Genomic DNA, 13,177 nt, shown 5'->3' with positions numbered 1-13,177 from the left:
GCCGGACAGAGACCGGAAGGCCGCGATGCCGCTCGACCAGCCCAACCGCCCCGAGAACTTCCGCTTCAGCACCATGTTCCCACTGGGCGAGGACACGACGCCCTATCGCAGGCTCGACATCGGCGGCGTGTCGACCGTCGAGGTGGACGGCAAGCGCGTGCTCAAGGTGAAGCCCGAGACGCTGACGCAGCTCGCCTTCCAGGCCTGCCGCGACGTCTCCCACCTGCTGCGCCCAGGGCACCTGCAGCAGCTGACCAACATCCTGAAGGACCCCGAGGCCAGCGCGAACGACCGCTTCGTGGCGCTCGACCTGCTGAAGAACGCGAACATCGCGGCCGGCGGCGTGCTGCCCATGTGCCAGGACACCGGCACGGCCATCGTCTTCGGCAAGAAGGGCCAGCGCGTCTGGGTCGAGGGCGACGAGGAGGAGGCGCTGAGCTACGGCGTCGCCCGCACCTACACCGAGACCAACCTACGCTATTCCATGATGGCGCCGATCTCGATGTTCGAGGAGAAGAACACCGGCAACAACATGCCGGTCGAGTTCTCCATCATGGCGCAGCCCGGCGAGCACCACGCCGACGAGATGCACCTGATGTTCATCCTCAAGGGCGGCGGGTCGGCCAACAAGACCTTCCTCTACCAGCAGACCCGCGCGGTGCTGAACAAGCCGAAGCTGCTCGCCTTCCTCGAGGAGAAGATCAAGACGCTCGGCACCTCCGCCTGCCCGCCCTATCACCTGTCGATCGTGATCGGCGGCACGAGCGCGGAGATGAACCTCAAGACCGTGAAGCTCGGCTCCACCCGCTGGCTCGATGCGCTGCCGACCTCGGGCGACACCTCCGGCCACGCCATCCGCGACCCCGAGCTGGAGGCCGAGATCCACAAGCTGACGCAGAACCTCGGCATCGGGGCGCAGTTCGGCGGCAAGTATTTCTGCCACGACGTGCGTGTCATCCGGCTCGCGCGCCATGGTGCGAGCCTGCCCATCGGGATCGGCGTGTCGTGCAGCGCGGACCGGCAGATCAAGGCGAAGATCACGGCCGATGGCGTGTTCCTCGAACAGCTGGAACACGACCCCGCGCACTACCTGCCCGAGCACACCGAGGACATCCTGGGCGGGGAGGTCGTGAAGATCGACCTCAACCGCCCGATGGCCGAGATCCGCGCGGAACTGAGCAGGCACTCGGTCAAGACGCGCGTCTCGCTGACCGGCACGATCGTGGTGGCGCGCGACATCGCCCACGCCAAGCTGCAGGAACGCATCGACAGCGGCCAGGGCCTGCCGCAATACATCAAGGATCACCCGGTCTATTACGCCGGTCCCGCCAAGACGCCCGAGGGCATGGCGACCGGCTCCTTCGGCCCGACCACGGCCGGGCGCATGGACAGCTATGTCGAGGCCTTCCAGAAGGCCGGCGGGTCGCTGGTGATGCTGGCCAAGGGCAACCGCTCGAAGCAGGTGCTGAACGCCTGCAAGACCTATGGCGGCTTCTACCTTGGCTCGGTCGGCGGGCCGGCGGCGCGCCTCGCGCAGGACTGCATCCGCAAGGTCGAGGTGCTGGAATACCCCGAGCTCGGCATGGAGGCGGTCTGGCGGATCGAGGTCGAGGACTTCCCGGCCTTCATCGTTGTCGACGACAAGGGCAATGATTTCTACGAGGGGCTGGAGTGAGCGCCACGGCCGACCGCCGCCTGCCGGCGCGATACCGGCTCGCGGTGACGGGATTCTTCCTGACCGGGATCATGACCTTCATCATCTCCGGCATCTCGACGGTGATGGCGCTCGGTGCCTCGCTGATGGCGGTCGGCGCATGGCCGGTCGCCTGGATCAGTTCCTGGATCATCGCCTTCCCGACCGTGCTCGTGGTGCTGCCGATGGTGCAGCGGCTCGTCACGCGCATCGTCGCGCCGCCCTGAAGGGGAATGTCATGTTGGCGCTTCGCCCGAACTGCGAATGCTGCGGCCGCGACCTGCCGCCCGACAGCCGCGAGGCGCTGATCTGTTCCTTCGAATGCACCTGGTGCACCGATTGCGCGGCGACGCGCCTGCCCGGCGGGCTCTGCCCCAATTGCGGCGGCAATCTGGTGCCGCGGCCGATCCGCCCGGCCGCGAAGCTGGAGAAATTCCCGGCGAGCACGGAGCGCATCCACCGCCCGGACCGCTGCGCCGGCCCCGCCACCGCATGAGGACCGCGCCATGACCGACCGCCGCCTTATCTCCTCCGGCTCGCGCTTCGAGGAGGAGATCGGCTATTCCCGCGCCGTCGTCATCGGCGACGACATCTGGGTCTCCGGCACCACCGGCTACGACTACGCGACCATGACAATCGAGCCCGATGTCGTGGCGCAGTGCGAGCAGACCTTCCGCAATATCGCAGCCGCGCTGGCGCAGGCGGGTGCGACGCTCGACGACGTGGTGCGCGTGCTCATCATCGTGCCCGACCGCGCCGACTGGGAACCCTGCTGGCCCGTGGTCAGGAAGCACCTCGGCCGCGCGAAGCCCGCCTCGACCCTCATTCATGCCGGCCTGCAGACCGACGCCATGAAGATCGAGATCGAAGTCACCGCCCGCATCACCCGGAAGGCCTGACACCCCATGCGCTTCGCCGTCGATCGGCTCGACCACCTCGTCATCACCTGCCGGGACGTCACCATCTCCGCCTCCTGGTACCAGCGCGTGCTCGGCATGGAGGTCGAGGAGTTCGGCCCGCATCGCCGCACGGCGCTCAAGTTCGGCGGCCAGAAGATCAACCTCCGCCCCGCCGATGCGACGCAGCAGGACTGGTGGACCGGCGCCGGCGGCGGCATCCCCGGCACGGCGGATATCTGCTTCATCGTGACGGTCGACGGCGAGCAGATCCTGGCCCACCTGCAGCGCTGCGGCGTCGGGGTCGAACTCGGCCCGGTGGCGAAGGACGGCGCGCTCGGCGCGATCACCTCGGTCTATTGCCGCGACCCGGACGGCAACCTGATCGAGATATCGACCTACGGCGAGCGTCCCTGAAGGCGTAGACTGCGCGCCATGACCAGGACGCGCACGGAAACCGACAGCCTCGGCACCATCGAGATCCCGGCGGACCGCTACTGGGGCCCGCAGACGGAACGCGCCCGCGCGCTGTTCCGCATCGGCGACGGGCGGCTCGACCCGCATGTGGTCCGCGCCACCGGCCTGCAGAAATGGGCCGCGGCGGAAGCGAACCGGCGCCTCGGCGAACTCCCGGCGGACCTGGCCGAGCCGATCAAGGCGGCGGCCGAGGAGATCATCGCGGGCCGCCGCGACGACGACTTCCCCCTGCCCGTCTGGCAGACCGGCTCCGGCACCCAGACCAACATGACCGCGAACGAGGTCATCGCGAACCGCGCGAACGAGATGCTGGGCCAGCCCCTCGGCACCCGGTCGCCCATCCACCCGAACGACCACGTCAACCGCGGGCAGTCGTCCAACGACAGCTTCCCGACCGTCATGCACCTGGCCGCGGTCGAGGCGCTGCGACGGCGCCTGCTGCCGGGCCTCGACGCGCTGCAGGCCGCCCTCGCCGCCAAGGCGGCCGAATACGACGGCCTCGTGAAGCTCGGCCGGACGCACCTGATGGATGCCGTGCCGGTGACGCTGGGCGGCGAGTTCGCCACCTGGGCGCGCCAGGTGGCCAACGGCATGGCGCGCGTGAACGACGCGATCCCCCGCCTGCTGCTGCTGCCGCAGGGCGGCACCGCGGCCGGCACCGGCCTCAACCGCCACCCGGAATTCGACCGCGTCTTCTGCGCCATCGTCGCCTCCCGCACCGAGGAGACCTTCGCGCCCAATCCCGACAAGTCCGAAGGCATGGCCGCGCACGACGCCTTCGTGGAACTCCACGGCGCGCTGAACACGGTCGCAGTCTCGCTGACCAAGGTCGCGAACGACATCCGCCTGCTGGGCTCCGGCCCGCGCGGCGGGATCGGCGAACTCATCGTCCCGGCCGACGGCCTGTCCAGCAGCATCATGCCGGGCAAGACCAACCCGACGCAGGCCGAGGCGCTGACCATGGTCTGCGCCCGCGTCATGGGCAACCAGACCACCGTCACCGTGGCCGGCATGCAGGGGCATCTCGAGCTCAACGTCTTCAAGCCCGTCATCATCCAGGCGGTGCTGGAAAGCGCGACGCTGCTCGGCGACGCGGCCGCCTCCTTCGCCCTGCACATGGTGGCGAAGCTCGAGCCGAACCGCGCGCGCATCGCGGACCTGGTCGCGAAGTCGCTGATGCTCGTCACCGCACTCAATCCGCACATCGGCTACGACAAGGCGGTGCAGATCGCGAAGCTGGCCCTGGCCGAGGACCTCACGCTGAAGGACGCCGCAGCACGCCTCGGCCACGTGGCGCCGGAGGATTTCGACCGCTGGGTGCGGCCGGAGGCGATGCTCCGCCCCGGCGGCACGCCGGAGGGCAGCGGGTGAAGCCGCATTTGGCCAAGCGCTCCTTCAGCCTGGCCGGGCACCGCACCTCAGTCGCGCTCGAGCCGGAATTCTGGGCGGTGCTGGAGGAGGCCGCGCGCGCGCGCCGGACAAGCCTCGCCGCGCTGATCGCGGAGGTGGATGCGGCCCGCGCGCCCGGCGCCGCGCCGCTCGCCAGCACGCTCAGGCTGTTCGTGCTGCGCCGGCTGCAAGGATAGGGCGGCGGCGGCCCCGCACCGGCAGGCGCATGCCTCGACCTGGACGGGCAGTGAACAGGGCGGGGGAGGCGAACCTCCCCCGCTCCCCCTCCCTTCTTTGGAACCTGGCGCCAGGCATCCAAGGATCTGTGCCAGATGCCGAAGAAGGTTGAGGGGGGTTTCGGGGGGAGAAGTTCCCTTCTCCCCCCGCCCCTTTTCCCGCAGTCCCACTCAGCATCGCATCCTCGGCCGGCGAGCCTCATGCCGCGCACCGCACAGGCGGCGCCCCCCATGGGCCGCAGGTCGGAACTTCATGCGCCGGGCATCACTGTTCCGCGCGCCAGCGCGCCCAGGCCGCGACTTCGGGCTGCCGCCGCGGCGTCTCGGCCGGCCCCGTGGCGCGCAGCGCGATCGCGGGCGCCTCGCGCGGCCCCGCATGGACGGCGAAGCGTAGGTCGATCGCCCCGCGCGCCAGGTCGATGGCGCCCTCGACGGCGCCCGTCGTGCCACCCTCGGCTGCGAACTGCACCTCCTCGAGCCGCAGCGTGCCGTCTGTGGCACGCCAGCCGCCGGCCATGCGCTCGATCGCGGTCGCGCCCCCTTCGAGCCCGCGGCGCACCCCCGCCTCGGCTGCCGCGGCGTCCTCGAGCCCGGCTGCCGCGGCGACGGTGCCGAGTGCCGCGCCCGCCAGCACGCCGTTCGCCACCGCGAAGCGCCCCTCCCCGGCGAGCGTCGCCAGCAGCGCCGCCGGCGCATGGCCGCGCGCCGTGAAACGCCCCTGCGCCGCGACCTCGCCCGAGGCGATGTCGAAGGGCGTGCCGAACAGCGGCCCGCTCAGCGTCGCGCCCTCGAGGCCGAGCGCGCCCGAGACCTCGGGCGGCTGCGCTGTCGCATCGAGCGCCAGCCGCCCTTGCAGCGCGCCGCCGCCGAGCCGCGCGCGCAGGTCCTCGAGCGCCAGCCGCCCGTCCTGAAGCAGGAGCCGCGCGCGCGCCTCCTGCACCGGCGGCAGGTCCGGCGCGGCGAGGTCCGCGGTTTCGAGCGCGAGCTCCGCGTCCAGCCGCGTCAGCGCGCCGAGCGCGACAGGCGCGTCGCGCCGCGCCGAAAGGCCGGGCAGCGGCAGGCGCTCGGCCGTGATCCGCCCGGTCAGGCGCGGCCGCGCGCCCTCCAGCGCCAGCGCAACCTGCCCGCGCGCGCGCAGCCCGCCGGCCACGAGCTCGAGGTTCTCGGCCGCGATCGTCCCCACGCTGCCGGTGAGCGACGCAATGAGGGAAAACGACCCCTCGCCCAGCCAGGCCGGCGGCTCCGCGGCGCCGAGCAGCAGCGCGAGCCGCTGCGCGCCCGGATGGCGCAGCGTCATCGCCCCCTGGCCGCGCCCCTGCGCCAGGTCGAGCGTCGATTGCCCCTCGATCCGCAATTCGCCGAGCGTGCCCTCGGCCGCGAGCGCCAACGCGCCGAGCGGCCCGCCCCCGGAAAGCCGCAGCCGCAACGGCAGCGCCGCAATCCCTTCGGGCAGCGGCAGGTGCGGCGCCGCGACGCCCGCGATCCTCCCGGCCGCCGAGGCCGCGACGTCGAGCGCCAGGTCCGCCACCCTTGGCGTGGCGCCGAGCGCAAGCGCGCCCGACAGCGTGACATCGGCCTCGGCGACGCGTGCCGAAAAGCGTCGGATGACGACGCGTCCGCCCTCCATCGCCGCATCGAGGGCGGCGCGTTCCGCCACCGCGCCGCCGCGCAGGATGCGCTCCGCCGCCAGGCGCAGGTTGGCGTCGAAGCCCGAATCGGCGCGCAGCGCCGCGGCAGGCACGCCGCCGTCGGGTAGCAGCCCGTCCAGGTCCAGCCGGTCGAAGGACAGGCCGAGCCCGAGCGCCGGCCGCGCGCCGAAGCGCAGCACGCCCGCGCCGCTGATGCGCGCGCCGTCCAGCATCGCCGCCAGGTCCTGCACCGCGAGTTGCGCGGGTTCCAGCAGCAACCGCGCGCGGGCCGAGAAGGCGCGCAGCCGCGCCGGGTCGGTGCCCTCGGGCGGCAGGCCGAAGCCCGCCAGCGTCGCGCGCAGGCTCGGCCCGCTGACATGGGTGGCCAGTTCCAGCCGCCCGGCGGCCAGGCCGCCCGCCGCTTCGAATTCCGCGCCGCCCGGCAGCAACGCCGTGATGCCCGAGAGCGCCAGCCGGTCGCCTTCGCGCAGCACCCGCCCGCGCAGCCGGCGCAGCGTCCGGCCATGGAACGCCGCCTGCTCGGCGGAGAGGTCGAGGCCCACCGGCAGCGGCGGCGCCGCCGCGCCGCGCAGCGCCGCGACCCAGGCATCGAGATCGAGCCGCGCCAGCGCCAATGCGATGTCGAGCCGCGGCTCGGGCACGAAGCGGAAGGTCGCGGCGCCCCGCCCGGTGATGCCGGCGATGTCGAGCACGAGGTCGTCCGCCGCGGCCAGCTCGCCCGTCACGACGACGCGGCCGGTGGCGCGGAAGGGCCCCTGCGGCGCGGCCATCAGCGCGCCGATGTCGGGGCCGGAGGCTTCGATCCGCCCCTCGAAGCCGCCCTCGGCGACCAGGACACCGCGCGCCGCAGCCCGTGCGCCCGCGGCCGAGAGCACCATGTCGAGCGTCGCCGCGCCGTCGAAGCCAGGGCGGCCGAGCACCGCCTCGAAGCGCACCGGCGCGCCGCGCGACGTGAAGGTCCCCTCGGCGCGTACGGCATCGAGCGGGCCGGGCGCCGCGAGCCGCGCGGCGACGCCTTCCAGCACGGCGCCGCCAACGGTGATCCGGCTGTCCTCGATGCGCGCGTCGAAGCCCGTCAGCCAGGGCGGCGGGCGCAGCGCGCCGAGGCTTCCCGGCGGCCAGGGCAGCCGGATCTCGGCGCCGACCAGCACCAGGTCGCGCGGCTCGAGCCGGCCGGCCAGCAGCGGCCAGAGGCCGAGGCGCAGCCGCAGCGCCCGCGCCGTGACGCCGATGCCCCCTTCGTCATCCTCCGCGCCCACCAGCACGGCGGAGGCCTCCACCATCGGCTGCGGCAGCAGCGTGACGCCGAGCGGTCCGCCCAACACCACCGGCCGCCCGAGCCGCGCCGACGCGATGGCGGCGACGCGGTCGCGCTGCGCCTCCCAGTCCAGCAGGCGCGGCCCGAACCAGGCCGCGAGCAGCAGCGCGAACGGCAGCGCCAGCAGCGCGAGGAGGCGCCGGCGGTTCACCCGCGCGGCGGTCCCCAGCCGCCGCCGCCCGGCGTCTCGAGGCCCAGCACGTCGCCGGGCGCGAGGCTCGCGCGGTCGCTGCCCCGCATCGTGAGCACCGTGCCGTCCGCGCGCTCGACCCATTGCCGCCCGGGCGCGCCGTCCTGCCCGCCCTTCAGCCCATGCGGGGCGACGGTGCGGCGGGAGGCGACGATGACGGCCTCCATCGGGCGGAGGAAGCGGATGCGCCGGCGCGCGCCGTCGCCGCCGCGCCACTGCCCGGCGCCGCCGGAGCCGCGGCGGATCGAGAACTCTTCCAGTCGCACGGGGTAGCGCAGTTCCAGGATCTCGGGGTCGGTCATGCGGGTGTTGGTCATGTGGGTCTGCACAGGGCCGGCGCCGTCGAAGCCGGGGCCCGCGCCGATGCCGCCGCAGACCGTCTCGTAGTACTGGTAGGCGGCGTCGCCGAACAACACGTTGTTCATCGTGGCCTGCGCGCTGGCGCAGGCGCCGAGTGCCGCGAGCAGCGCGTTGCAGGTCATCTGGCTGACCTCGGTGTTGCCGGCCACGACCGCCGCGCCAGGACGGGGGCTGAGGAAGGTGCCGTCCGGGATCACGATCTCGAGCGGCTTGAGGCAGCCGTCGTTGAGCGGGATGTCCTCCCCCACCAGGCAGCGGAAGCAATAGAGCACGACCGCGCGGCAGACGGCCGATGGCGCGTTGAAATTGTCCGGCCGCTGCGGACCCGTGCCGGTGAAGTCGATCACTGCGCGGCGGTTCGCGTGGTCCACGCGCACGGCGACCTTCAGCGGTGCGCCGTCGTCGATGGCGGTGGTGAACTCGCCGTCGGGCAGGCGTTCCAGTACGCGGCGGACACTTTCCTCGGCATTGTCCATGACGTGGCGCATGTAGGCGCGCACCGTGTCGAGGCCGAACTCGGCGACGGCCCGCTGCAGTTCCTGCACCGCCTTCTCGTTCGACGCGACCTGCGCCGTGATGTCGGCGACGTTCACGTCCGGACTGCGCGCGGGGTACTTCGCGGCCCCCAGCAGGGCGCGGAACTCGGCTTCGCGGAAGCGGCCGCCGTCGACCAGCAGGAAGTCATCGATCACGACGCCCTCCTCCTCCAGCGTGCGGGACCCGGGCGGCGTCGAGCCCGGCGTCAGCCCGCCGATGTCGGCGTGGTGGCCGCGGGACCCGGCGAAGAACAGCACCTCCCGCCCCGCCGCGTCGAAGACCGGCGTGATGACCGTGACATCGGGCAGGTGAGTGCCGCCGTTGGACGGGTTGTTCAGCGCCACCACGTCACCGGGCTTCAGCGTCGCGCCGCGGGAACGGATGACGGTGCGCACGCTCTCCCCCATCGCGCCGAGATGGACCGGGACATGCGGCGCATTCGCGACAAGCCGCCCCTCGGCGTCGAAGATGGCGCAGGAGAAATCCAGCCGCTCCTTGATGTTGACGCTGAGCGACGTGTTCTGCAGCACCGCGCCCGCCTGCTCGGCGACGTTCATGAACAGGTTGTTGAACAGTTCGAGCATCACCGGGTCCGGGCGCGCGGCATCGGCGAGCCGCGCGGCGGCGCGTGGCTCGGTCCGGCGTAGCACCAGGTGGTTGCGCGCCGTCACCTCGGCGGTCCAGCCGGGCTCGACGACCGTGGTGGCGTTCGCCTCGCGGATCAGCGCGGGGCCGCGCAGCCGGTCGCCGGCGTGCAGCGCGTCGCGGTCGAAGACCGGCGCGGCGTGCCCGGCGCCTTCCGTGAACAGCGGCACGGTGTCGATGGCGGCGGGCGCCGCGCCCGATGCGCGGGCAGGCAGGGCGGCTTCCTCGACCTGCTCGCCGGGCATGGTCACCTCGGCGATGCAGGCCTCGACCACCACCTGCCGCTCGGGCGTCGCGAAGCCGAAGCGGCGGCGATGCGCCTCGGTGAAGGCGGCCAGCACCGTCGCGTGGTCGCCGAAGGGCACGGGCAGGAAGCTGTCCGTGCCGGCGTAGCGGAGGTGCAGGCGCCGCGCGACGCGCAGCCGCGCCGGGTCCGCGCCCTGGCGCGCCAGTTCCGCGCGCCCCTCGGCGGCCAGCGCATCGAGCCGCGCTGCGAGGTCGTCCATGCCGGAAGCCGCCAGCGGGGCCTCCACCGCGCCCTCGCGGATCGCGGCCTGGTCGGCGAGCCCCATCCCATATGCCGAGAGCACGCCCGCGAAGGGATGGATGAAGACCGTCTCCATCCCGAGCGCATCGGCCACCAGGCAGGCATGCTGCCCGCCGGCGCCGCCGAAGCATTGCAGCGCGAAGCGCGTCGCGTCGTGGCCCTTCTGGATGCTCACCTGCTTGATCGCGTTCGCCATGTTGGCGACCGCGATTCGGAGGAAGCCTTCCGCCACCTTGCGCGGGTCCTGGGCCACGCCGGTCGCGGCCTCGATCTCGGCGGCCAGCGCGGTGAACCTGTCCCGCACCACATCGGCATCGAGCGGCTGGTCGCCGTCGGGGCCGAAGATCGCCGGGAAGTGCTGCGGCTGGATCTTGCCGACCATGACGTTGGCGTCCGTCACCGCGAGCGGCCCGCCGCGGCGGTAGCAGGCCGGCCCGGGCACCGCGCCCGCGCTGTCAGGGCCGACGCGCATGCGCGCGCCGTCGAAATGCAGGATCGAGCCGCCGCCGGCGGCGACCGTGTTGATCGCCATCATGGGCGCGCGCATCCGCACCCCCGCGACCTCGGTCTCGAAGGCGCGTTCGAACTCGCCGGCATAGAGCGCGACGTCGGTCGAGGTGCCGCCCATGTCGAAGCCGATGATGCGGTCGAACCCGCCCATGCCGGCGGTGCGCGCGGCGCCCACGATGCCGCCGGCGGGGCCGGACAGGATCGCGTCCTTGCCCTGGAAGTGGCCGGCCTCGGTGAGCCCGCCGTTCGACTGCATGAAATACAGCCGCACGCCGGGCAGTTCGGACGCCACCTGGTCCACGTAGCGGCGCAGCACGGGGGAGAGATAGGCATCCACCACCGTCGTGTCGCCGCGCGGGACGATGCGCGGCAGCGGGCTCGCCCGGTGGCTCAGCGAGACCTGCGTGAAGCCCTCCTCCCGCGCGATCTCGCCGAGTCGCGCCTCATGCGCCGGATGCGCCCAGGCATGCATCATCACGATCGCGACGGCGCGGATGCCGGCCGCGAAGCCCGCCTGCAGCGCGGCGCGCGCGGCCGCCTCGTCCAGCGGCTCGATCTCCGTCCCGTCCACGTCCACGCGCCCGCCGATCTCGGCCACGCGCTCGTGCAGCAGCTCGGGCAGGCGGACGTCGAGGTCGAACAGCCGCGGCCGCGCCTGGTTGCCGATGCGCAGCAGGTCGGCGAAGCCGCGGTTGACCAGCAGCAGCACGCGCTCGCCCTTGCGCTCCAGCAGCGCGTTGGTCGCGACGGTGGTGCCCATCTTCACCGCGTCGATCGCGCCTTCCGGCACCGCCGTGCCGGGCGGCAGGCCGAGCGTCTCCCGGATGCCGGCCACGGCGGCGTCGCGGTAGCGTTCCGGGTTCTCGGACAGCAGCTTGCGGGTGGTCAGGCGCCCCTCCGGGTCGCGCGCGACAATGTCGGTGAAGGTACCGCCGCGGTCGATCCAGAACTGCCAGCCGGCCATGAGCATCCCGTCCATGTTGAAGCGGGGCGGAGAATGCGAGCGCGGCCGCCCCAGGACAAGCGGGGCGTCAGGCGGGGGCGAAGCTGTCCGGCCGCGCCAGCGCCCAGGCGTCGGCGAAGCGGGCGTCCCTGGTGCCCTCAAGCAGCGCGCCCGGCGGCAGCAGCGGATAGAGCGCGGCGAAGCTCGCGACCTCATGGTCCGAGATGCGGCGGAACAGGTGCTCGCGACGCACCTGGGTCGGAGACTGCAGCCCCGCCGCGGCCAGCAGCTCGGCCAGGGCGTGCATCGTCTGGGCGTGGAAATTGTGCACCCGCGGCGCCTTGTCGGCGATGACCAGGGCGCGCGCCCGCACCGGGTCCTGCGTCGCGACGCCTGTCGGGCAGCGGTCCGTATGGCAGGACTGGGACTGGATGCAGCCCAGCGCGAACATGAAGCCGCGCGCCGCGTTGCACCAGTCGGCGCCGAGCGCCAACGCGCGCACCATGTCGAAGCCGGTCACGATCTTGCCGCTGGCGCCGATCCGGATGCGATCGCGCAGCCCCGTGCCGACCAGCGCGTTGTGCACGAAGTCCAGCCCCTCGCGCAGCGGCGTGCCGAGGTGGTCCATGAATTCGAGCGGCGCGGCGCCCGTGCCGCCCTCCTTGCCGTCCACCACGATGAAGTCGGGCGTGATGCCGGTTTCGAGCATCGCCTTGCAGATCGCGAGGAATTCCCAGCGATGGCCGATGCAGAGCTTGAAGCCCGCGGGCTTGCCGCCCGACAGGCGCCGCATCTCGGCGATCGTCTCGAGCAGCCCGACCGGCGTCGCGAAAACCGAATGGAAGGCGGGCGAGATGCAGTCCAACCCCATCGGCACGCCGCGCGTGGCCGAGATCTCGGCGCTCACCTTGGCGGCGGGCAGCACGCCGCCATGGCCGGGCTTGGCGCCCTGGCTGAGCTTCAGCTCGACCATCTTCACCTGCGGGTTGGCGGCGGTCGCGGCGAAGCGCTCGGCCGAAAAGCGGCCCTCCGCGTCGCGCGCGCCGAAATAGCCCGAGCCGATCTCCCAGATGATGTCGCCCCCCGGCGCCAGGTGGTGCGGGCTGAGCCCGCCCTCCCCCGTGTCGTGCGCGAAGCGGCCGCGCCGCGCGCCCTCGTTCAGGGCGCGGATGGCATTGGCGCTGAGCGAGCCGAAGCTCATGGCCGAGATGTTGAGCAGCGACGCCGAATAGGGCTGCGAGCAGCCCTGGCCCCCGATCATGACGCGGAAATCCGCCGGCGGGACGGGCCGCGCCGCGACCGAATGGTGCAGCCATTCGTAGCCGCGGTCATAGACGTCGTTCTGCGTGCCGAAGGGGCGCTTGTCGAGCTGCGTCTTGGCGCGCTGGTAGACCACGGCGCGCTGGTCGCGGCTGAAGGGTGTGCCCTTCTTCTCGTCCTCGAAGAAGTACTGGCGCATCTCGGGCCGGATGCTCTCGAGCAGGAAGCGCAGATGCGCCGAGATCGGGTAGTTGCGCAGCACCGCATGGCGCGTCTGCGTCAGGTCCCGCACGCCGAGTGCCGTGAGCCCGCCGAACAGGCCGAGGCCCGTGACCCACCACTCCGCCGCGCCCGGGCTGGCGCCGAGCAGCACCAGGCAGAGCGCCGCCGCCGCCGCCGAGAGGCTGAGCGGCAGGAAGCGCGGCGTCAGGGCGAGCTGCCAGGGCGGCATGGGCGGGACCTCCGATATTACAATGACGCTAGCGCAACGCCCGGCGCGCGCCATCCGTCCGTTTGCCCGGACCGTG

10 protein-coding genes are annotated in these 13,177 nt (G+C 72.7%); 7 read left to right on the top strand and 3 right to left on the bottom strand.

Going from position 1 to position 13,177, the window contains the following annotated elements; genetic code table 11:
• Positions 1 to 25: 25 nt before the first annotated feature.
• The 7 genes from E8M80_RS15220 to E8M80_RS15190 are packed head-to-tail and all read left to right on the top strand — an operon-like array spanning position 26 to position 4,652.
• Positions 26 to 1,675, top strand: coding sequence for a fumarate hydratase (locus E8M80_RS15220; RefSeq protein ID WP_137126548.1), 1,650 nt, complete (start codon positions 26 to 28; stop codon positions 1,673 to 1,675).
• Entirely contained in the window at positions 1,672 to 1,920 is a 249-nt protein-coding gene (locus E8M80_RS15215) for a DUF2798 domain-containing protein (protein ID WP_206035642.1), read from the top strand. The genes E8M80_RS15220 and E8M80_RS15215 overlap by 4 nt, the downstream gene beginning before the upstream one ends.
• An 11-nt stretch (positions 1,921 to 1,931) precedes the next feature.
• Positions 1,932 to 2,189: a DUF1272 domain-containing protein gene (locus tag E8M80_RS15210; RefSeq protein WP_137126547.1), complete on the top strand. Its 258-nt coding sequence runs from the start codon at positions 1,932 to 1,934 to the stop codon at positions 2,187 to 2,189.
• A 10-nt stretch (positions 2,190 to 2,199) separates the two neighbouring features.
• Entirely contained in the window at positions 2,200 to 2,592 is a 393-nt protein-coding gene (locus tag E8M80_RS15205; RefSeq protein ID WP_137126546.1) for a RidA family protein, read from the top strand.
• Positions 2,593 to 2,598: 6 nt separating this feature from the next.
• A complete protein-coding gene (locus tag E8M80_RS15200) occupies positions 2,599 to 3,006 on the top strand; it encodes a VOC family protein (protein ID WP_137126545.1) in 408 nt (135 codons plus the stop codon).
• Positions 3,007 to 3,024: 18 nt separating this feature from the next.
• Positions 3,025 to 4,437, top strand: a complete 1,413-nt coding sequence (locus E8M80_RS15195; RefSeq protein WP_137126544.1) for a lyase family protein — start codon at positions 3,025 to 3,027, stop codon at positions 4,435 to 4,437.
• Complete coding sequence (locus tag E8M80_RS15190) at positions 4,434 to 4,652, top strand: ribbon-helix-helix domain-containing protein (RefSeq protein WP_137126543.1); 219 nt, start codon at positions 4,434 to 4,436, stop codon at positions 4,650 to 4,652. Before E8M80_RS15195 ends, E8M80_RS15190 begins: the two co-directional genes overlap by 4 nt.
• Before the next feature lie 304 nt (positions 4,653 to 4,956).
• Here E8M80_RS15190 and E8M80_RS15185 read toward each other — a convergent pair whose 3' ends face one another.
• The 3 genes from E8M80_RS15185 to E8M80_RS15175 form a co-directional block, all read right to left on the bottom strand.
• A complete protein-coding gene (locus E8M80_RS15185) occupies positions 4,957 to 7,809 on the bottom strand; it encodes an AsmA-like C-terminal region-containing protein (RefSeq protein WP_137126542.1) in 2,853 nt (950 codons plus the stop codon).
• Positions 7,806 to 11,417 (bottom strand): hydantoinase B/oxoprolinase family protein, encoded by a 3,612-nt coding sequence (locus E8M80_RS15180; protein ID WP_408906273.1) that lies wholly within the window; start codon positions 11,415 to 11,417, stop codon positions 7,806 to 7,808. Before E8M80_RS15180 ends, E8M80_RS15185 begins: the two co-directional genes overlap by 4 nt.
• Positions 11,418 to 11,478: 61 nt before the next feature.
• Positions 11,479 to 13,101: an FMN-binding glutamate synthase family protein gene (locus E8M80_RS15175; RefSeq protein WP_137126541.1), complete on the bottom strand. Its 1,623-nt coding sequence runs from the start codon at positions 13,099 to 13,101 to the stop codon at positions 11,479 to 11,481.
• Between the last annotated feature and the right edge of the window lie 76 nt (positions 13,102 to 13,177).

Source organism: Roseomonas sp. HF4, assembly GCF_005222755.1.
GTDB lineage: Bacteria > Pseudomonadota > Alphaproteobacteria > Acetobacterales > Acetobacteraceae > Neoroseomonas.
Note: the sequence above shows the minus strand (reverse complement) of the source record. Positions and strands in the feature narration are given on the sequence as shown.

Coding starts and splice junctions, on each gene's coding strand:
- E8M80_RS15205 (WP_137126546.1), top strand. CDS start 2,200: ATGACCGACCGCCGCCTTATCTCCTCCGGCTCGCGCTTCGAGGAGGAG.
- E8M80_RS15175 (WP_137126541.1), bottom strand. CDS start 13,101: ATGCCGCCCTGGCAGCTCGCCCTGACGCCGCGCTTCCTGCCGCTCAGC.
- E8M80_RS15180 (WP_408906273.1), bottom strand. CDS start 11,417: ATGCTCATGGCCGGCTGGCAGTTCTGGATCGACCGCGGCGGTACCTTC.
- E8M80_RS15210 (WP_137126547.1), top strand. CDS start 1,932: ATGTTGGCGCTTCGCCCGAACTGCGAATGCTGCGGCCGCGACCTGCCG.
- E8M80_RS15195 (WP_137126544.1), top strand. CDS start 3,025: ATGACCAGGACGCGCACGGAAACCGACAGCCTCGGCACCATCGAGATC.
- E8M80_RS15220 (WP_137126548.1), top strand. CDS start 26: ATGCCGCTCGACCAGCCCAACCGCCCCGAGAACTTCCGCTTCAGCACC.
- E8M80_RS15200 (WP_137126545.1), top strand. CDS start 2,599: ATGCGCTTCGCCGTCGATCGGCTCGACCACCTCGTCATCACCTGCCGG.